This window comes from Rhizobium sp. SJZ105, assembly GCF_007828365.1.
Taxonomy (GTDB): Bacteria; Pseudomonadota; Alphaproteobacteria; order Rhizobiales; family Rhizobiaceae; genus Agrobacterium; species Agrobacterium tumefaciens.
This window is the reverse complement of sequence record NZ_VIUP01000002.1, coordinates 315,124-332,533: the sequence shown is the minus strand read 5'-3', so window position 1 is coordinate 332,533 and position 17,410 is coordinate 315,124. Positions and strand designations below refer to the sequence as shown.

Below are 17,410 nucleotides of genomic sequence, written 5' to 3'. Positions count from 1 at the left end.
AGGTTAAGCGCTCGCCCGTCGGTAGAAAGCCAGAGAGGCGGCAAGCGTCAAAAGTGCGCCGCCGCAAATGCGGTCGAGCCATAACGCCCCTGACTTCCGCAACAGTCTGACGGCCTGCGAGCCCAGCAGGGCATATCCGAACATGACGATGAAATCGATGCCGGCAAAAACCAGCGCAAGCACCGCATATTGCTGGATCTGCGGTGCTGCCGGATCGATGAATTGCGGCAGGAAAGCCGAAAAGAACAGATATCCCTTGGGGTTGGTCACGGCTACAAGGAAGCTTTTGAGGAAAATCGAGCGGGCGGAAGTGGCCCCGGAAGTGTCTGCCGATTGAAGAGCGCCATCAAGCGAGCCTCTGGAGCGCAAAAGCATGGCGCCCAGGAAGGCAAGATAACAAACGCCGACCCATTTGACGACGCCGAACCAGAACTCCGAGGCGGCGAGCAATGCTCCCAATCCCAGTGCAACCGCGCCGATCAGGACGAAATCTGACAGCACCGCACCAGCCATGCCGGTCAAGGCACGGCGGACCCCGAAACGCGAGCCATTCGCAAGCGCCAGCAAAACCGTCGGGCCAGGTGTGGCAATACCGATAAAGGCAACTATCGCAAATGCCAGAAGTGTCATTTCCGCCATCTCTTCATCCCCCTTGAAGCAGGACATGTGCCGGTGCCGGACTGGCATCTCCACAGGCAGTTCGAAGCGAAGAATACAGGCTTTTGTCATCGCGGCAATATGTGTGATTCCTTTCTCCGGCAAAGCAAAGAACCGCTGGATTTCGGATGAAATCTCGGTCTTGAAAGGCAGCGTTGTTGCCTGCTTCAGTCATCTTCCAAGCCTCCCGCAGGACCAATTTTATCGGCATATGCTTGACAGCTCTCCACACCTGTGACAACTTGCGAATAGTTGTCAGACAGGATTGCGCCTTTGTTATTTTGTGCAATCGACTTCTGGCAAGGGAGGAACCATGCCAAAAAGACGCCTTTCGCTGTATGGCCTGTCCGGCCAGATCGGAAGTATTGCGGTCACGCTGCTCGGATTGCTGCTGCTGACCTTTTTCATCGGCCGCCTGATGCCCGCTGATCCGGTGCGGGCCATCGTCGGCGAGGACGCGACCCGCGAAACATATGAGCAGGTTTACCATGCGCTCGGTTTCGAGCGTCCGCTCTGGCAACAATTCATCTATTATCTCGGCGATGTGTTCACCGGGGATTTCGGAACCTCGATCCGCACGGGCCAGCCCGTCATCCAGGATATCATACGCGTCATGCCGGCGACGATGGAGCTTGCCACCTTCGCGATCCTGATCGGTGCCGGCCTCGGGATTCCCATGGGGGTTTATGCCGCCGTCAAGAAAGACCGCTGGCAGGACCATTTGGTCCGGGTGCTCAGCCTGTTCGGCCATTCCATGCCGATTTTCTGGACCGGTATGATTGCGCTGATCGTTTTTTACGCTCATCTCGGGCTTGTCGGCGGCGGTGGCCGCATGGACCAGTTCTATATCGGTCTCGTGGAGGAACGAACGGGCTTCCTCCTCATCGACAGCCTGCTGGCGGGCGATATGGAAGTCTTCTGGTCGGCCATCAATCACCTCATCCTGCCCGCCGCTCTGCTTGGTTATTCATCGTCGGCCTATATCACCCGTATGACGCGCAGCTTCATGCTCGACCAGTTGGGCCAGGAATATGTCACGACTGCGCGCGTCAAAGGCCTGTCGCAACGCCAGACGGTGTGGCTGCATGCTTTCGGCAATATCCGCGTGCAGCTCGTCACCATCATTGCCCTTGCTTACGGCTCACTGCTGGAAGGCGCTGTCCTTATCGAGACCGTCTTCGCCTGGCCGGGCTTCGGCCAATATCTCACCAGCAATCTTATCATCGGCGACATGAATGCCGTGATGACCTGCGTTCTTATCGTCGGCGTCATCTTCATCGGGCTCAATCTCCTGTCCGACATTCTCTACCGCTTTTTCGATCCGAGGACCCGCTGATGACGGCTCGTGCAGAAACTTCCTTGCGTCTTCCCGTGCCTTTGAACGCGCTGAAGAACATCATTGTCTTCCTGCTGAAAAGCCCGACATCGGCCTTCGGCCTGGTGATATTGCTGCTTCTCGTCATCGCGGCGATTTTCGCGCCCTGGCTTGCGACGCATGATCCTTACGTGCAGGATCTCGCCAAGACGCTGCAGCCGCCCGGTAACGGCCATTTCTTTGGCACGGACGAGCTTGGACGCGATATTTACAGTCGCCTTCTGTGGGGCGCGCGCATCACTCTCACCATCATCTCGCTGGTGTCGATCATCGTCGGTCCGGTCGGTCTGCTGGTCGGCACGGCCTCCGGTTATCTCGGCGGCAAGTTCGATACGGTGATGATGCGCATCACGGATATTTTCCTGTCGTTCCCGAGCCTCATCCTGTCGCTCGCCTTCGTGGCCGCGCTCGGGCCCAGCCTCAACAATGCGATCATCGCGATCGCGCTCACCTCATGGCCGCCGATCGCGCGGCTCGCACGCGCCGAAGCGATGACATTCCGCAAGGCGGACTACATTGCCGCCGCAAGGCTGCAGGGTGCTTCGCCGCTGCGCATCATCATAAAATCGATCATGCCCATGTGCCTGCCTTCGGTCCTGATCCGTCTGACGCTGAATATGGCGACCGTCATTCTGACCGCCGCAGGCCTCGGCTTCCTCGGCCTTGGCGCGCAGCCGCCCCTGCCTGAATGGGGCGCGATGATCGCGACCGGACGCCGTTACATGCTCGACAGCTGGTGGCTCGTCACTTTCCCCGGCGTTGCGATCCTTTCTGTCAGCCTCGCCTTCAACCTTCTGGGTGACGGCCTGCGGGATGCGCTCGATCCAAAGCAGATGAACCGGAAATAGGGCCATGGAAAAACCAATCCTCGACGTCGAAAATCTTCGCATCCGTTATGGCGGTTCGCCCACCGAGGCCGTGCGCGGCATCTCCTTTACCCTTGGCCGGGAGCGTCTCGGCATTGTCGGCGAAAGCGGCTCGGGCAAGTCCACCGTTGGCAGGGCCTTGCTGCGCCTCCTTCCATCGGCGACGATAACGGCCGACAAGCTTGATTTTGATGGCCTCGATCTTCTGTCGCTCAGCGAGAAGGAGATGCTGAAGGTTCGCGGACGGCGCATGTCGATGATCCTTCAGGATCCAAAATTCTCCCTCAATCCCATCCGCCGTGTCGGCGATCAGGTGACGGAGACCTATCTGCGCCATTTCAAGGCGTCGAAATCGGAAGCCCGGGAAAAGGCGCTCGCCATGCTCGATGCGGTGAAAATCCGCGACGCCGCGCGCGTCTACGAGCAATATCCGCACGAGATTTCCGGTGGCATGGGCCAGCGCGTCATGATTGCGATGATGCTGCTTGCCGATCCTGATCTGGTCATTGCCGACGAGCCGACCTCCGCGCTGGATGTGACGGTACGGCTGCAGGTTTTGAATATTCTCGATGGCCTCGTTCGGGATAGAGGCATCGGTCTCATCATGATCAGCCACGACCTCAATCTCGTGCGCAATTTCTGCGACCGGGTACTCATCATGTATGCCGGCCGGGTGGTGGAAACGCTTGCCGCGCGCGACCTCGATCAAGCGCAGCACCCCTACACGCGCGGCCTGCTCGCGGCGCAGCCGCGGATTGGCGGCTCGCGTGCGCCACTTGCGGTGCTGGATCGCCGCCCCGAATGGCTGGAGGAGAAAGTATAATGGCCGTTTCCGTTGAAACCCGCGATCTCTCCATCACCTTCGGCAGCGGCCACACGGCGCTGAAAGTGCTGCCTTCGGTGTCCTTTCGCGTCGAGCCGGGCGAGTGTTTCGGTCTGGTCGGTGAAAGCGGTTCGGGCAAATCAACAGTGTTGCGCTGCGTGTCGATGCTGAATGATTTCTGGAGCGGCGAAATCCTCATCAATGGAAAGTCGGTTCGCGACATGCCGCTGATCGAGCGATGCCGCACGTTGCAGATGGTGTTTCAGGATCCCTATGGTTCGCTGCATCCGCGCCAGTCGGTGCGCACCGTTCTCGGAGAATCGCTTGCCATCCATAAACTGGGCGATCGTGAAGAGCGCATGCGCAAGGTAATTACGGATGTCGGTCTGCCCGTGTCGTTCCTGGACCGCTTCCCGCATCAGCTTTCCGGCGGCCAGCGGCAGCGCGTGGCGATTGCGCGTGCGCTGATCCTTGAACCGTCGCTGCTTCTGCTCGACGAGCCGACCTCGGCGCTCGATGTTTCGGTGCAGGCCGAAATCCTCAACCTGTTGCAGCGCCTGCGCGAAGAGCGCGGCTTCACCTATATCATGGTGACGCACGATCTCGCCGTGGTCGACCACATGTGCGACCGCTTCGCCGTGATGCTGCGCGGCGAAATCACCGAAATCCTGCCGCGTGAGGCAATCGCCGGCAATGGTGCGACACATCCCTATGCGCGCGAACTGATCGGCGCCTCGCTGGAATATGAAGGCGCATGACACCTCCCAAAGCGTGATCGTCCTCCTCCGGGGCATCACGAATAATAAAATCCTCCTTCCTTGCCCGGCCTTCAGTGCCGGGCAATTTTTTTGGATGGCTACGGCGGGAGGGCGGGCCGCCAACTGCGCTTAGGCTGCTCACACAAGACCCCGGATCTCGTCCGGCGTGACAGAGTGCGGAGGCTTCGCTTGCGCCTAACACATTGGGTGAATGGAGCTTCATTACAGCAAAAAGGCGCGGGGTTAGCCGCGCCTTCTCCTACTCGCAGATATGGCAGCCGATCACCGCTCCTTGCTCACCTCTTCAAAGCGCGAGAGCCATGGGCTGACGATCATACCCTTGATGTCGCTGCGGAAAGCGGCGGTGTCGACGACTTCGGAGAATGGCTGAATGGACATGACGATCTCGTCCATATAGGCCTGAAGGTCCTCGTAGAGCTTCGTCTGTTTCGCCACGTCGCGCTCGACAAGGGCTTCCTCGATCATCTTGTTCAGCTTTTCATCGAAGAAGCTCGTGCGCCAGCTCTGATAGTTGGTGAGCTTGGCGTCATCCGCATTGTTCGGATTATAGGCGATGGAGCGCAGGTTGTTGTCCGGATGCGGCTGCTGACCGCCGCCGCCGCGGCCGAGAAGCAGTTCGAAGTTGCGCTCGCGCATGGCGCCGTAAATCTGGTCGCCGGAACCGCTGATAAGTTCGGCCTGGATGCCGGCCTGGGCCAGTGTGTTCTGGATGGCCGTTGCCGCTTTCATGAAGGGGTCTTCCGAGAGCACGCGCAACGTCGTCTTGAAACCGTTTGGATAACCGGCTTCAGCCAGAAGCGCCTTGGCTTTTGCGATATCGAGCTTGTAGCCCTGATCCGGCAGCGCGCCCATCACACCGGTGCTGAGAGAGCGCTGATGCAGCTTGCCGTAATAGGGCATGACCGCCTTGTCGAGACCGTCGTAGTCGATCAGGTAACGCAGGGCTTCGCGCACTTTCTTGTTCGCGAAGCGCTCGTCCTTCATCGAAACGCTGAGGTAATAAAAACCGGAGCCGGGTGTGGATTCGATGGCGATGGTCTTGTCGGCTTCGAGCGACTTCAGGTCCGGCGCCTGCAGGGAATAGGCGACATCGATATCGCCCTTTTCCAGCATCAGCCGCTGCGATTGCGATTCCGGCAGATGGCGCATCAGGACGCGCTTCATCTTGGCCTTTTCACCCCAGTAATCGTCGTTGCGGGTGAGGATGATATATTCGTTGGATTTCCACTGGGTCAGCTTGAACGGGCCGGAGCCCGCCGAATTGAGCGTCAGCCACGCGCCACCGAGATCGCCGTCCTTTTCGTTGGCAAGCGCCGTCTGGCTGTCGATGATCGAGCCGGGCCCATTCTGTGCAAGGATCATCAGCAGCAGATTGGGATCATCAGGTTTCGGAATATTAAGCACGAAGGTCTGGTCGTTTTCCGCGACGAAAAGCTTGTCGGCATCCTCCAGCTTGAAACCGCGCGTTTTGAGGAAAGACGATTGCGCCAGATTGCGGGCGAGCAGACGTTTCAGGCTCCAAGCCACGTCCTTTGCCGTCACGGCGTTGCCGGACGCGAACTTGGCGTCGGCGCGCAGGTGGAAGCGGATCGATTTCCGGTCCTCGCCGATTTCCCAACGTTCGGCAAGGCGGGGCTGGACGCTGCGATCTTTGGGCGAAAGCACGACCAGCGTGTCGTAGATATTATTCAGAACCTGCACCGTCTCGCGGCCGGTAATGGCGGCTGGATCAAGGGTCAGGATATTGCTCATGGTCGTGGCGACGATGAGCTGGTCCTTCGGCGTTTCGGCAAAGACGCTGAGCGGCACGGCGCCGATCAGCAGTGCACCTAGGGCTGCGGTTGCAAGAAAATGTCTCATTTTTCCTCCCATACGGCCGGTTCATACGGCCTTCCACGTTTCGATCCGCGCGCCTGTTCCTCCACAGGCTTCGTGTGATCAGCCAAGAATATCTCTGACCGGAGCGGCGAGCGCCCGGCCGATTGCGGCCGTTGCCGGCGCTTCCAGATGCACGCCATCCACTGGCGAGGCGCTGGCGACCGATCCGGCATCAAAGAAGTGATGCCCAAGTTCGGCGGCGAGTTTGTGATAGAGCGGCGCAAGCCGTAGTGATTGTCCGATATCGCGACCGCCTGCGGGCTCTCCACCCGGGCCGGCGACGCAGGGCGGCGGCGCGACGATCAGAAGCTTAGGCACTGCATCTCGCGGCTTGTAGATGAAAGTCTCGACGATTTGCGCCAGCCGCCGCATGCCCGAAACGGCGGCTTCCGCGCGACCGCCATGCACCGGCTTGATGTCGTTGGTGCCGAGCATGACGATGACAAGATCAAGCGGCATGTGGCACGAAAGCGCGACTTCAAGAGCTCGCGCGCCATTGCGGCAGGCCGGGCCGGCATGGTCGTCATAACAGGTGGTGCGCCCGCCTAGTCCTTCGGCATGAACCTTCGCCATTCCGGAAAGCTCTGCCTCCATCACCTCCGGCCAGCGATGCTCAGGCCGGTGGCGGAGACCCGTTGCCGGGTCTGCGCCCCAGGTGAGGCTGTCTCCAAAGGCGAGCACGGTTTTCATAGCCTTATCTCACCCGGTTGTTGTCGATGAAATCGAAATCGATATCCTCGCCAAGGCCCGGCCGGTCGGGAACGTGAACGAACCCATCGCGGTCCATCGGGTCGGACAAAGACTTCAGATAGTCGTGGCCGTCATCATATTCGAGGAAGGGATGCAGGAGGCCGCGCTCGTACCAGCGGCAATTCTTGGTGGCGGCGACCACATGCAGGTTCATGGCCGTATTGCCATGCACCTCGCATTCCATACCGAAGGCTTCGGCCAGATGCATGGTCTTGAGCGCCGGCGTGATGCCGCCGACATCGTTGACGCCGGTGCGAAGAATATCGCAGGCGCCGGCCTTGACCCATTCTGCGCGGTGCCAGTGCTTGCCAGCTGCACTTTCCGGGCCGACGACGGGAATATCGAGATTGTCGGCGAGCCACTTGTAGGAGGAGAGCGACTGCTCATCCATCGGCTCCTCGATCCAGTCGAAGCCGAGCTTTTCAAGGCCACGTCCCAATGCCAGCGCATCGGTGCGGGAATACCAGTGAAAGGCGTCGATCATCAGGCGAATATCGGGCCCGACCGCCTCGCGCACGGCCGCGCAGGCCTTGAGGTCCATCTTCACATCCGGCGCCCAGCTGACGGGCGGCATCCAGGTGTGAAGCTTGATGCCCTTGTACCCGCGCTTCACCAGCGTTTCGGCGAACCGGCCGTAGTCTTCAGGCGTTGCAAGGCCTCCTTCCAGCTCGTCCCCGCACATGATCGAGCCATAGGCGAGCACCTTGTCGCGATAACCGCCGATCAACTTGTATACAGGTTGTCCGAGGCTGCGACCGGCAAGGTCCCAGAGCGCGCAGTCCACCACCGCCAGCGTGCGGTCCGTCAGCTGCGCCGCCGAGCCGCGTTGCCAGTGAGCAAGGTCCTGCCAAAGGCGTTCCCGGTCGCGATGATCCTCGCCGATCAGCACCTTCTTGACGAATTTTTCGATGACATGCGGGCGAACGATTTCCGGCGCTGTGAAGGAATGGCCTTCTTGCCCGTCTTCCGTGCGGATGGTCAGCATGGCCTGTTCCACCTGATGCGCCGGACCCGGATGTGCGTGACCGGCACTGTCCGAGTGCCGACGGGTCGTCGTGCGGAAAACACGGACCTCGACGTCGGTGATGATCATAATTCCTCCCTCATGCAGGTATCGCAGCGTTCGTGGTGGCTGCAATGTCATACATGTATGCATTATTTGTCAACATGTATGATAATCTGTATTACATGTTGGGGAGGAAAATCAAGGGCATTCGCGCGGCGCTCGATACGTCGGCGTATTTAAAAGGATGGAGAGGGGACAAAGCGACCGCTCCTTGAGCGTTAATCTATAATTTTAGTAGACTACTGAATCGCGCAACGATCTTTCAAAAATCGCCGGGACTATAAAAGACCATGCCGCGCCAGCGATGCCGGTCATCGTGCATTCTGCTTGGGTATGCGCGGTACAGGATGATGGCCGCACCTGCGCTGTCTGAGCTTCATCATGCCTCAACAAACATTCCCGGATGCACACCATGCCTATTTCCCATATCTCGCATTTTGCTTTTCTGGTTCCCGGCAACTATCACGATGATGATCCTGCGCAGGGGCTGGAGGAAACTCTGCAGCTTTTCGAAGCCGGCGAGGCGCTGGGTTATAATAGCGCCTGGGTCCGCCACCGCCATCTGGAACGCGGCGTGTCCTCGGCCGCCACCTTTCTCGCGGCGGCGTCGCAGCGCACCAAGCGGATTGGCCTCGGCACCGCCGTCATTCAACTGGGTTATGAAAACCCTTTCAGGCTGGCGGAAGATCTCGCCACCGTGGATGTGCTGTCACACGGACGGTTGAATGTCGGCGTCTCTGTCGGCGCGCCGCCCTTCGCCCATCTGATTTCGGATTATGTTGATACGGCGCCCGATGCGGATTACAGCCATGCCCGCGCCGAGAAGCTCGCCAGGGCCTTGAGATCAGAACCGCTGTCCAGCGAAACGGAGGCTGGCAATGCAGCGGGCGCGCAGGTGCCGCGCCTTCGGCCCTTCGCCAAGGGGTTGACCGGCCGGCTGTGGTATGGCGGCGGATCGCAGAATTCCGCGCGCTGGGCGGGGAAGGCGGGATTCAATCTGCTGACCGGCAATATCGTCAGCGGTGAAAATACCGATGATTTTCTGACGGCGCAGGCGGCCCTCGTTGCCCGGTTCCGGCAGGAATGGGCGCATGAGCGCCAGCCGCGCGTCGCCCTTGGCCGCGTGATTTTACCGACGGACAGTGCCAGCCCGGCGACACGCCGCCGTTATGCGGAGTTTGCGGCCGAGCGCGACAAGCGCACGCATACGCCGCATGGTGCGCGCCGCACGCTTTTTCTGCCTGATATTGTCGGGACGACGGATGAAATTCTGGAAAGATTGTCGCGCGATCCCGTTTTGCCGCATGTGTCGGAATTCCGTCTGGAACTGCCCTATGAATTCCAGCCGGAAGATTATCGCCAGATCGTGACCGATTTCGCGTCCGTCGTGCCGCAGCTTTCCGGCGAAAGGCCGGTTTTGAAAGTGGCGACAGCTCAATAGCGCGTTCACAACGCCGCCATTCCTGCGCCGAGCGTGGGAATGGCGAACGAGGCGAACAGCGTCAGTCCGGTTGAGGCAGGCCGTATCTCTCGCGTATGGTCGTGCCTTCGTATTCGCGCGGATAAACGCCGCGGTCTTGCAGCACCGGCACGACTTGTTCGACGAATTCGGCGATATCGTCAGGGGCACGAGGCGGCTGCAATGTGTAGCCGTCAACCGTTCCGTCCTGCCAGAGATCGATGATACCGTCCGCCACCTCTTCCGCTGTGCCGAGCAGCAGTCGGTGATGCCCCTCCGAGCGCCGCACGGCCTCGCGGGCGGTGAGCTTTTCATGGGTCAGCAGTTCGGAAAGGCCAAGCCCCATGCCGACAGCCCATTGGCGGTTCTGGTCGGGAATGAAGCGCTCGCCATCCAGTTTCGCGTCGGGATCGAAATCGCGGGGATCGATACCGTTTTCCTTGGCGAAGCGTGCCAGAAGACCGTCTTCCGAGCCGGTTCCGCTGTAGAGTTCGTGTTTGCGCAGCGCTTCCTCGCGCGTCTCGCCGAGAATGACGACGAGGCCGGGAACGATGCGGATGCCGGAGGGATCGCGGCCGAAAGACACTGCGCGGTCACGGACCTTTTTGCCAAAGGCCTGGCCGGCGGGACGGGACAATATGTTGCAATAGATAATCTCGCCGTGACGTGCCGCCAGATCGATGCCGCCCTCGGAAGCGCCCGCCTGAGCGATGACGGGGTGCCCCTGCGGTCCACGAGGGACGTTGAGCGGGCCTTTGACATGGAAATATTGCCCCTCGTGATTGATCGTCTCAGCCGTCGCCGCATCCCAGAAGCGGTCTTCCGGTATCTCGCCTTCGCGGCGCGGATCCCAGCTCGACCAGAGCTTTTTCGCGACATCGAGAAATTCCGTGGCCTTGGCATATCGCTCATTGCGCGGCGGCAGCGGGTCGTTGCCGAAATTGGCGGCGACGTTCGGATTGAAGGAGGAGACGATGTTGACGATCAACCGGCCGCCCGTGACGATATCGATGGATTGCGTTCGTCTCGCAAAATTATAGGGCGAGTTATAGGTGGAGGACACCGTCGCCACGAACCCGATGTCCGGCACCTGTGCGGCAAGCGATGTGGAAAGGATGAGCGGATCGATGGTGTGAAATGGCCGGCTTGTCGGGTCGGTCAGCAATGCCGGGTGATCCGAAAGGAAAACGGCGTCGAACCGGCCTTTGTGAGCCAGTTCCGTCAGTCGCCGGTAATAGCCGATATCGTTGATATCGTGCCAGTCTCCGCTCCTGTATTTCCAGGCATTGGCGAGGTATCCGGTGGTATTGATGCCGACATTGAGATTGAGCCGGCGTTTGTTCGTGCTCATGCTGCCACTTTTTCTTTCAGGTCTGTTGGATTGCCGGCTTGCGGGTCCGGCACAATTGCGGGGAAGCGTAACAGCCGGGGTTCCGGTCGCGAGTTAAAAATCCTTGCTGTCAGGAGAAGAAAAACTTCCGAGCCATGGCCGACGCTCCCAAGGAGAGGTTCACGTCGAGTGCCGCTCTCCGCCGAAGTATCGCTCGAGAATGACGCCGTTTCCGAAAGGATATTTTACCGAAAGCACGAAGCCATGCTGATATGGAAACGAATTTCCTCAATGGCCTCTCAAATAGTACACCTTATCTATAGAAAATATTTTATGGCGTGTAGCGTGTCGTAGAGATCGCAATTGAGAGGACGAACGCCATGGCTGATGCGGCCCTTCGCCAGATAACCCACCCTGAAACCGTCTGGTACACGCGCTGCCCGGCGCCAACGCCGCTTTCCATCGCGGCGCAGCTTGGCTGGATCGAGGAGAGTTTCGCCGGCCACGGCATTACTGTTTCTTCCATTCGCGATGCGGCGGATCCGGCCATTCGCCAAAGCCATTTCGATCACCGTCTGGACTGGTCCTTCCGTCAGGGCGGTAATATTCCGCCTATCTGGGCAAAATCCGGCGGACGCCAGACGCGTCTTGTCGGTTTGACCAGGACCGACGAGTTTCAGGCGGTCATAGCGCTGCCAGCCAGTGGTATAACAAAGGGCGGCGAGCTGAAGGGCCGGCGCATCGGGCTGCCGAAACGACCGAACGAAACCATCGACTTCCAGCGCGCCACATCGCTCAAGGGCATCGTGTCGGCACTGACCGTCTCCGGCCTTTCCGTGGCGGAGGTCGAGCTGGTCGATCTCACCGCAACCGAGCCGGTGCTGCTCGGACCGGCTGACGACAGGTTCCATGGCCTGCGCCGACGGCTGCCCTATGGGGAGGAGATCGCGGCATTGCATCGCGGAAAGATCGATGCGTTTTTTGTCAAAGGAGCGGAGGGCGTCACCGTCGCCAATCTCATTGGCGCGCACGTCGTCGTGTCGACCGGGTTTCACCCCGATCCGAAAATCCGTATCAATAACGGCACGCCACGTCCTTTGACCGTGGATGCCACCTTTGCCGATGAGAGGCCCGATCTCGTCGCCGACCTCGTGGCCACGGTACAGCGGGTTGCCGGCTGGGCGAACGACAATCCGGCGGAAGCGGTGCGTTTCATCGCCCGCGAGATCGGTGTCAGTGAGGAAGCGGTTATCGCCGCCAACGGGGCGGATGTGTACCGTAACCTGAGGCTCGATCTCGATCCGGCGGAGCTGGATGCGCTCAGCCACTTCAAGGATTTCCTGCTGGAATGGAAATTCATCCCTGACGATTTCGATGTGAACGACTGGGCCGATCCGCGCGCCCTTTCTTTAATTCAACAGGCTGCGGCGAAGTGAGGGCGTCATGACAGCAACCATTCTTGTAACGGGTGCAACCGGCAAGCTCGGCCAACGCGTCGTCAGCCGCCTTTTGCAAAAAGAGGCGAAGGTTAGGGTGCTGACCCGCCGGGGTGAGGACGCGCTCAAGCTCTGGGGCGACAGGGTGGATATTTCGGAGGGGAATTTCTCCGATCCGGCCAGCCTGAAAGAGGCCTCACGCGCAACAGACACGGTGTTCCTGCTTTCCCCAATCGGTGAAACGCTGGCGGCGGACCAGAAAGCGGTCATCGATGCCGCTCTCTCCGCCAGCGTATCGCGGATCGTGAAAATATCCGGTTCCGACTGGACCATCGCCAATGCCGCACGCTCCGTCTCGGGTGCCGCCCATGCCGAGGTCGAAAAACATCTGGCCGGGAGCGGCATTGCGCATACGATGCTGCGGCCGAATGCCTGGATGCAGGTGGCGCTGGAACCCGTCGTCGCAGCACTACGCCAGGGGGAGGATGTGCCCGCCCGTTTCGGCGATGCAGCCGTTTCCTTCATTGATGCCGACGATATAGCCGATGTGGCGGTTCATGCATTGACTTCGAGCACGTCTGTTTCCTGCGCCTTGGCGCTAACCGGCGGTGAAGCCTTGACGGCACTGGAAATCGCCCGCATCGCGGCCCGTATCCTGCATCGCCCCGTGGGGATATCGCATCATTCCGCTTCCGTTTTTCCGCCGCATATCGGAGCGTTCGAACAGAAGGCGATTGGTGAATTCGGCCAACTCATCCGCGAGGGCCTCGCGGCCTCCGTCAACGACAACATCGAGCGGATTACCGGTCGGCAGCCCCGCAGCGTGGAGGCCTATTTGCGCGCCCGGCTGGCAGCGACCACCCCGCAGGGTAATCATTCCGAGGGAGAAAAGACATGGCGCTGACTGTTTCACTGCCTGAAGGTCCCGAACTGAAAAGCCCCACTGATTTCGAAGACAGCCCGCTCAGCCGCGCGGTGAAGCAGCCACTGATGCTGGGGCTGTTCCTCAATCTGCAGGACATCAACTTCTCCAGCCTGCCAACCAGTAATAGCTGGACCTTCGACTACAATGCGGAGCTGGTGAAGCGCGCGGAGGAGCTTGGTTTCGAAATAGCCTTCAGCCGCACGCAATGGCTGCCCAAGGGCGGTTATGACGGCGAATCCTCGCTCGACAGTTTCATTGCGCTGGGCGCCATGGCGGCGGTCACCAAGAGCATTCTTCTGATCTCCACTATTCATGTGCTTTACGGTCCCCTGCATCCGCTCCATCTCGCCAAATATGGCGCGACGCTGGATCATATCGCCAGGGGACGATGGGGCATCAACATCGTCACCGGCCATCGCGCCATCGAGCATGAAATGTTCGGCTGGCAGCGGATCGACCATGACAAGCGCTACGACATGGCGGGGGAGTTGTTCGATGTGCTGCATCGCCTGTGGGGAGAAACCGAAAACTTCTCCTATGAGGGCAAGCTTAACCCCTGGGCCATCAACAACGGCTGGATAACGCCAAAGCCCGCCTTTGGCCGCCCGCCGCTGGTGACGGCGACCGGCTCGCCGGCCGGTATCGATTTCGCCGCCCGCCATTCCGATCTGGTTTTCGTTACCTCGCCCGGCGGCGCGCATATCGACAGCGCGCTGGAAACGCTTCCCGATCATATCGCCACCATCAAGAACCGCGCCAGGGCCTATGGCCGTCATGTGAAGACGCTCATCAATCCGATCATCGTCAGCCGCGATACGGAGAGGCAAGCGATCGCCTATGCCGACGCCATCGAGGCGGGAAAACCGCAGCCCGGCACCCGTGCCTTTGCGACCAACAATTACGACAGCGACGCCCATGCCTGGCGGGGTCGCGGCGATGCACGCCACAAGCAGGGGCGCAATCTCGGCGGCAATATCGAAATCATCGGCTCGCCGGAGCAGGTGGTCGAGCAGCTTGTCGGCTTGAAAAAGGCTGGCATCGATGGCGTGCAGCTGAATTTCTACGATTTCCGCGAAGATCTCGAATATTTCGCTGAGCGCATTCTGCCCTTGATGAAGGAGGCTGGCCTGAGGCTCTGACGCCTCTCCCGCCTCAGATTTCCAGTTCTGAAGCTTAGCACTTCGCAATCACAGAGATTGCGAGAACGATCTTTTTTGCCCTGAGGAGATACCGTGAATATTGCCGTCGATCCCGTCAAAACGCCCGCGCCGAAAGTCATAGACCGGATCGGGACCTATGTTCCCGAACTCGTCTCCATCCGCCACGATCTGCACCAGCATCCGGAAATCGGTTTCGAAGAGGTGCGCACCTCCGGCATAGTCGCCGAGAAGCTCACCTCCTGGGGCATCGAGGTGCATCGCGGTTATGGCAAGACCGGCGTGGTCGGCGTGCTGCGTGGCCGTCATGCTGGCAACCGTTCAATCGGGTTGAGGGCGGATATGGATGCCCTGCCGATGCCGGAAGAAACAGGGCTGCCTTATGCATCGGTCTATCCCGGTAAGTTCCACGGCTGCGGGCATGATGTGCACACCACCATATTGCTTGGCACCGCCCGTTATCTGGCGGAAACCCGTGATTTCGCCGGCACGGTGATTTTCATTTTCCAGCCCGCCGAAGAAGGACTGGGTGGCGCACGCGCCATGATCGCCGATGGGTTGTTCAAGGATTTCCCCGTCGATGAAATTTACGGGCTGCACAATTCCTCCCATGCAGCACCCAACCATCTGAAGGTTTCGCCCGGTACCATTCTGGCAGGCGCCGATTTCTTCGATATCCGGCTGAAGGGCAGGGGCGCGCATGCGGCTCACCCGGATGTCTCGCGTGATCCGGTGCCGGCGACGGGTGAACTCATCCAGGCATTGCAGACCATCGTCAGCCGCAATGTGCCGCCGACCGATCCGGCCGTCTTGTCGATCACCCGTATCGAGGCGGGATCTGCCTATAACGTCATCCCCGAAACGGCCTCGATTGCAGGCACGGTGCGGGCCTTCTCCGACAGCGTGCGCGAGACCATAAGGGGCCGAATCCGCACGATTTCCGATCACATTGCCGCCGCTTATGGGCTCACCGCCGAGGTGGATATTCGCGACATATTCTCGGTTCTGACCAATGACGACGCGTCGGTGGAGATTGTGGCCGGGGTGGCGCGCGAAGTTCTCGGAGACAAGCGCGTTTCCACCGAGCCCAGCCGCTTCATGGGCAGCGAGGATTTCGCTGATCTCCTGAAACATGCGCCCGGTGCGTTTTTCACCCTCGGTCATTCCGGCACCGTGCCGGCCCATAATCCCGGTTTCATTGTCGACGATGCCATCCTGCCGGTCGGCGCCACCTTGTTTGCCCGGCTGGTCGAAACCCGGCTGAAGCCTGCCTGAAAATTTGAAAACAAGCCTGCAAGAGGAAACATCCATGGATATTACAAGACGTAAGACATTGCTTTTGAGTGCTGCGCTAGGTGCGGCCATGCTGCTGCCATCCGCGCCGGTGCTGGCGGCGGAAACGCCGAAAAAGGGCGGTATTGTTACCCTTGCGGGTCTCGGTGAGCCGACGACGCTTGTGCCGCTTTCCGATTCCAATACGCGCACACGCGCGATTTCCACCAAGATCCTGGAAGGGTTGGTACGCTTCGACAGCGAGTTCAAGCCGCATCCGGTTCTCGCCGAAAGCTGGGAAACCTCCGCCGACGGGCTGCGCTACACCTTCAAGCTGCGCAAGGGCGTCAAATGGCATGATGGCAAGGATTTCACCGCACAGGATGTGAAATTTTCCCTGCTTGCCTTCAAGAAGGTGGGCCCACGCGGCCGTATCACTTTCGCCAATGTTGCCGATATCGAAACGCCCGATCCGCTGACGGCGGTAGTGGTGCTTTCCAAACCTGCGCCTTATCTTCTGCGGGCGCTGACCGGTGGCGAAACGCCCATTTTGCCGGCCCATGCCTATGCTTCGGAAAACTACAATGAGAGTCCGAACGGCAACGCGCCCGTTGGCACTGGCCCCTTTGTGTTTGAGGAATGGAAACGCGGCAGCTATGTGAAGCTCAGGAAGAACCCGAACTACTGGCAGGCCGATCTTCCCTATCTCGATGGCTTCGTGGCGCGGTTCGTCGCTGACGCGGCCTCCACCACCATCTCGGTGGAAACGGGCGAGGCGGATTATACCGCCGATGTCTCCTACAGCGATCTGGAGCGTTTGCGGCAGAATCCCAAGCTTTCGGTGGAGGTCTATACCGACTCCTATCTCAATAACGCCGCCATATTCGAGTTCAATCTGGAGAACCCGATCCTCGCGAAAAAGGAGGTGCGGCACGCGCTGGCACATGCAATCGACCGCAATTTCATCAACGACGCGATCTTTTTCGGCACGGCGAAACCCGCCGGTTCGAACATTCCAGCGGTATTCACCGCCTATAATGACGAGAAGCCCTTTACCTATCCCTTCGATCTGGCCAAAGCGAATGAGCTGCTGGACAAGGCGGGGTATCCGAGGGGTGCGGATGGCACGCGTTTTTCGCTGCGGCTGGCCTTCCTGCCCTCCGACGTTTTCCGCAAAACCTCCGAGTATCTACGCTCGTCCTTCGGCAAGCTCGGCGTGAAGGTGGATATCGTCGAAGGCGATCTCGCGACCTTCATCAAGCGCGTCTATACGGAGCGCGGTTTTGACCTGACGGTGAACGGCATCAGCCGGTTGTTTGATCCGACAGCGGGCGTGCAGCGGCTCTACTGGTCCGATGGCATCAAGAAACCCGCGCCATACGTCAACGCCGCCCACTACAACAATCCGAGGGTGGATGATCTTTTCCGCGCCGCTGCGATTGAAGTGGATGAAACGAAACGGGCGGGGCAGTTCCACGATATCCAGAAAATCACCGGTGACGAATTGCCGAATTTCTCTATCGTCGCCCTGCCGACCGTCATTCTGCGCAACACCAGCCTGCAGTCTCTCGTCACCACCATCGACATTGCCTATGGCGATCTGTCGACGGCCTGGAAGAACGAGTGAGCGTTTTGCA

The 17,410-nt window shown here is 59.7% G+C and carries 15 protein-coding genes; 10 read left to right on the top strand and 5 right to left on the bottom strand.

All coding sequences use genetic code 11. From position 1 onward, the window contains the following. Nucleotides 1-3 precede the first annotated feature (3 nt). Entirely contained in the window at nucleotides 4-639 is a 636-nt protein-coding gene (locus FB593_RS10665; protein ID WP_112153083.1) for a LysE family translocator, read from the bottom strand. Between the two features lie 331 nt (nucleotides 640-970). Here FB593_RS10665 and FB593_RS10660 point away from each other — a divergent pair, with 331 nt between their 5' ends. Genes FB593_RS10660 through FB593_RS10645 form a run of 4 tightly spaced genes read left to right on the top strand, consistent with a single transcriptional unit; the run spans nucleotide 971 to nucleotide 4,479 of the window. After that, on the top strand, nucleotides 971-1,993 hold the full coding sequence (locus tag FB593_RS10660) for an ABC transporter permease (protein WP_145166547.1): 1,023 nt from the start codon (nucleotides 971-973) through the stop codon (nucleotides 1,991-1,993). Beyond that, on the top strand, nucleotides 1,993-2,880 hold the full coding sequence (locus FB593_RS10655; protein WP_003511156.1) for an ABC transporter permease: 888 nt from the start codon (nucleotides 1,993-1,995) through the stop codon (nucleotides 2,878-2,880). Before FB593_RS10660 ends, FB593_RS10655 begins: the two co-directional genes overlap by 1 nt. 4 nt (nucleotides 2,881-2,884) lie before the next feature. Further along, nucleotides 2,885-3,721, top strand: coding sequence for an ABC transporter ATP-binding protein (locus FB593_RS10650; RefSeq protein WP_035199548.1), 837 nt, complete (start codon nucleotides 2,885-2,887; stop codon nucleotides 3,719-3,721). Next, complete coding sequence (locus tag FB593_RS10645) at nucleotides 3,721-4,479, top strand: ABC transporter ATP-binding protein (protein WP_003511153.1); 759 nt, start codon at nucleotides 3,721-3,723, stop codon at nucleotides 4,477-4,479. Before FB593_RS10650 ends, FB593_RS10645 begins: the two co-directional genes overlap by 1 nt. A 282-nt stretch (nucleotides 4,480-4,761) precedes the next feature. Here the strand turns inward: FB593_RS10645 and FB593_RS10640 are convergent, their stop codons facing one another. From FB593_RS10640 to FB593_RS10630, 3 genes are all read right to left on the bottom strand, one after another. After that, a complete protein-coding gene (locus tag FB593_RS10640; protein WP_003511152.1) occupies nucleotides 4,762-6,360 on the bottom strand; it encodes an ABC transporter substrate-binding protein in 1,599 nt (532 codons plus the stop codon). A 78-nt stretch (nucleotides 6,361-6,438) separates the two neighbouring features. Next, on the bottom strand, nucleotides 6,439-7,068 hold the full coding sequence (locus FB593_RS10635) for an SGNH/GDSL hydrolase family protein (protein WP_035199546.1): 630 nt from the start codon (nucleotides 7,066-7,068) through the stop codon (nucleotides 6,439-6,441). 4 nt (nucleotides 7,069-7,072) lie between these two features. Then, entirely contained in the window at nucleotides 7,073-8,221 is a 1,149-nt protein-coding gene (locus tag FB593_RS10630) for a mandelate racemase family protein (protein WP_145166546.1), read from the bottom strand. 385 nt (nucleotides 8,222-8,606) lie between these two features. Here FB593_RS10630 and FB593_RS10625 point away from each other — a divergent pair, with 385 nt between their 5' ends. Then, on the top strand, nucleotides 8,607-9,635 hold the full coding sequence (locus FB593_RS10625) for an LLM class flavin-dependent oxidoreductase (protein ID WP_145166545.1): 1,029 nt from the start codon (nucleotides 8,607-8,609) through the stop codon (nucleotides 9,633-9,635). Between the two features lie 61 nt (nucleotides 9,636-9,696). Here the strand turns inward: FB593_RS10625 and FB593_RS10620 are convergent, their stop codons facing one another. Next, nucleotides 9,697-11,004, bottom strand: a complete 1,308-nt coding sequence (locus tag FB593_RS10620; protein WP_112153011.1) for an NtaA/DmoA family FMN-dependent monooxygenase — start codon at nucleotides 11,002-11,004, stop codon at nucleotides 9,697-9,699. Between the two features lie 359 nt (nucleotides 11,005-11,363). Between FB593_RS10620 and FB593_RS10615 the strand changes: the two genes are divergently transcribed. The 5 genes from FB593_RS10615 (at nucleotide 11,364) to FB593_RS10595 (ending at nucleotide 17,400) form a co-directional block, all read left to right on the top strand. After that, the gene (locus tag FB593_RS10615) at nucleotides 11,364-12,419 is read left to right on the top strand and encodes an ABC transporter substrate-binding protein (RefSeq protein ID WP_145166544.1); all 1,056 of its coding nucleotides are present in this window, start codon (nucleotides 11,364-11,366) and stop codon (nucleotides 12,417-12,419) included. 7 nt (nucleotides 12,420-12,426) lie between these two features. Beyond that, nucleotides 12,427-13,323 carry an NmrA family NAD(P)-binding protein gene (locus tag FB593_RS10610; protein WP_060642342.1) on the top strand — a complete coding sequence of 299 codons (897 nt, stop codon included), beginning with the start codon at nucleotides 12,427-12,429 and terminating at the stop codon, nucleotides 13,321-13,323. Next, nucleotides 13,314-14,483: an LLM class flavin-dependent oxidoreductase gene (locus FB593_RS10605; protein ID WP_060642341.1), complete on the top strand. Its 1,170-nt coding sequence runs from the start codon at nucleotides 13,314-13,316 to the stop codon at nucleotides 14,481-14,483. The genes FB593_RS10610 and FB593_RS10605 overlap by 10 nt, the downstream gene beginning before the upstream one ends. Before the next feature lie 93 nt (nucleotides 14,484-14,576). Continuing rightward, nucleotides 14,577-15,776 (top strand): M20 aminoacylase family protein, encoded by a 1,200-nt coding sequence (locus tag FB593_RS10600; RefSeq protein WP_145166543.1) that lies wholly within the window; start codon nucleotides 14,577-14,579, stop codon nucleotides 15,774-15,776. Nucleotides 15,777-15,810: 34 nt separating this feature from the next. Next, nucleotides 15,811-17,400, top strand: coding sequence for an ABC transporter substrate-binding protein (locus tag FB593_RS10595; protein WP_065687807.1), 1,590 nt, complete (start codon nucleotides 15,811-15,813; stop codon nucleotides 17,398-17,400). The last annotated feature ends 10 nt before the right edge of the window (nucleotides 17,401-17,410 follow it).

Coding starts and splice junctions, on each gene's coding strand:
- FB593_RS10610 (WP_060642342.1), top strand. CDS start 12,427: ATGACAGCAACCATTCTTGTAACGGGTGCAACCGGCAAGCTCGGCCAA.
- FB593_RS10655 (WP_003511156.1), top strand. CDS start 1,993: ATGACGGCTCGTGCAGAAACTTCCTTGCGTCTTCCCGTGCCTTTGAAC.
- FB593_RS10635 (WP_035199546.1), bottom strand. CDS start 7,068: ATGAAAACCGTGCTCGCCTTTGGAGACAGCCTCACCTGGGGCGCAGAC.
- FB593_RS10650 (WP_035199548.1), top strand. CDS start 2,885: ATGGAAAAACCAATCCTCGACGTCGAAAATCTTCGCATCCGTTATGGC.
- FB593_RS10625 (WP_145166545.1), top strand. CDS start 8,607: ATGCCTATTTCCCATATCTCGCATTTTGCTTTTCTGGTTCCCGGCAAC.
- FB593_RS10615 (WP_145166544.1), top strand. CDS start 11,364: ATGGCTGATGCGGCCCTTCGCCAGATAACCCACCCTGAAACCGTCTGG.
- FB593_RS10620 (WP_112153011.1), bottom strand. CDS start 11,004: ATGAGCACGAACAAACGCCGGCTCAATCTCAATGTCGGCATCAATACC.
- FB593_RS10605 (WP_060642341.1), top strand. CDS start 13,314: ATGGCGCTGACTGTTTCACTGCCTGAAGGTCCCGAACTGAAAAGCCCC.
- FB593_RS10645 (WP_003511153.1), top strand. CDS start 3,721: ATGGCCGTTTCCGTTGAAACCCGCGATCTCTCCATCACCTTCGGCAGC.
- FB593_RS10630 (WP_145166546.1), bottom strand. CDS start 8,221: ATGATCATCACCGACGTCGAGGTCCGTGTTTTCCGCACGACGACCCGT.
- FB593_RS10660 (WP_145166547.1), top strand. CDS start 971: ATGCCAAAAAGACGCCTTTCGCTGTATGGCCTGTCCGGCCAGATCGGA.
- FB593_RS10640 (WP_003511152.1), bottom strand. CDS start 6,360: ATGAGACATTTTCTTGCAACCGCAGCCCTAGGTGCACTGCTGATCGGC.
- FB593_RS10595 (WP_065687807.1), top strand. CDS start 15,811: ATGGATATTACAAGACGTAAGACATTGCTTTTGAGTGCTGCGCTAGGT.
- FB593_RS10665 (WP_112153083.1), bottom strand. CDS start 639: ATGGCGGAAATGACACTTCTGGCATTTGCGATAGTTGCCTTTATCGGT.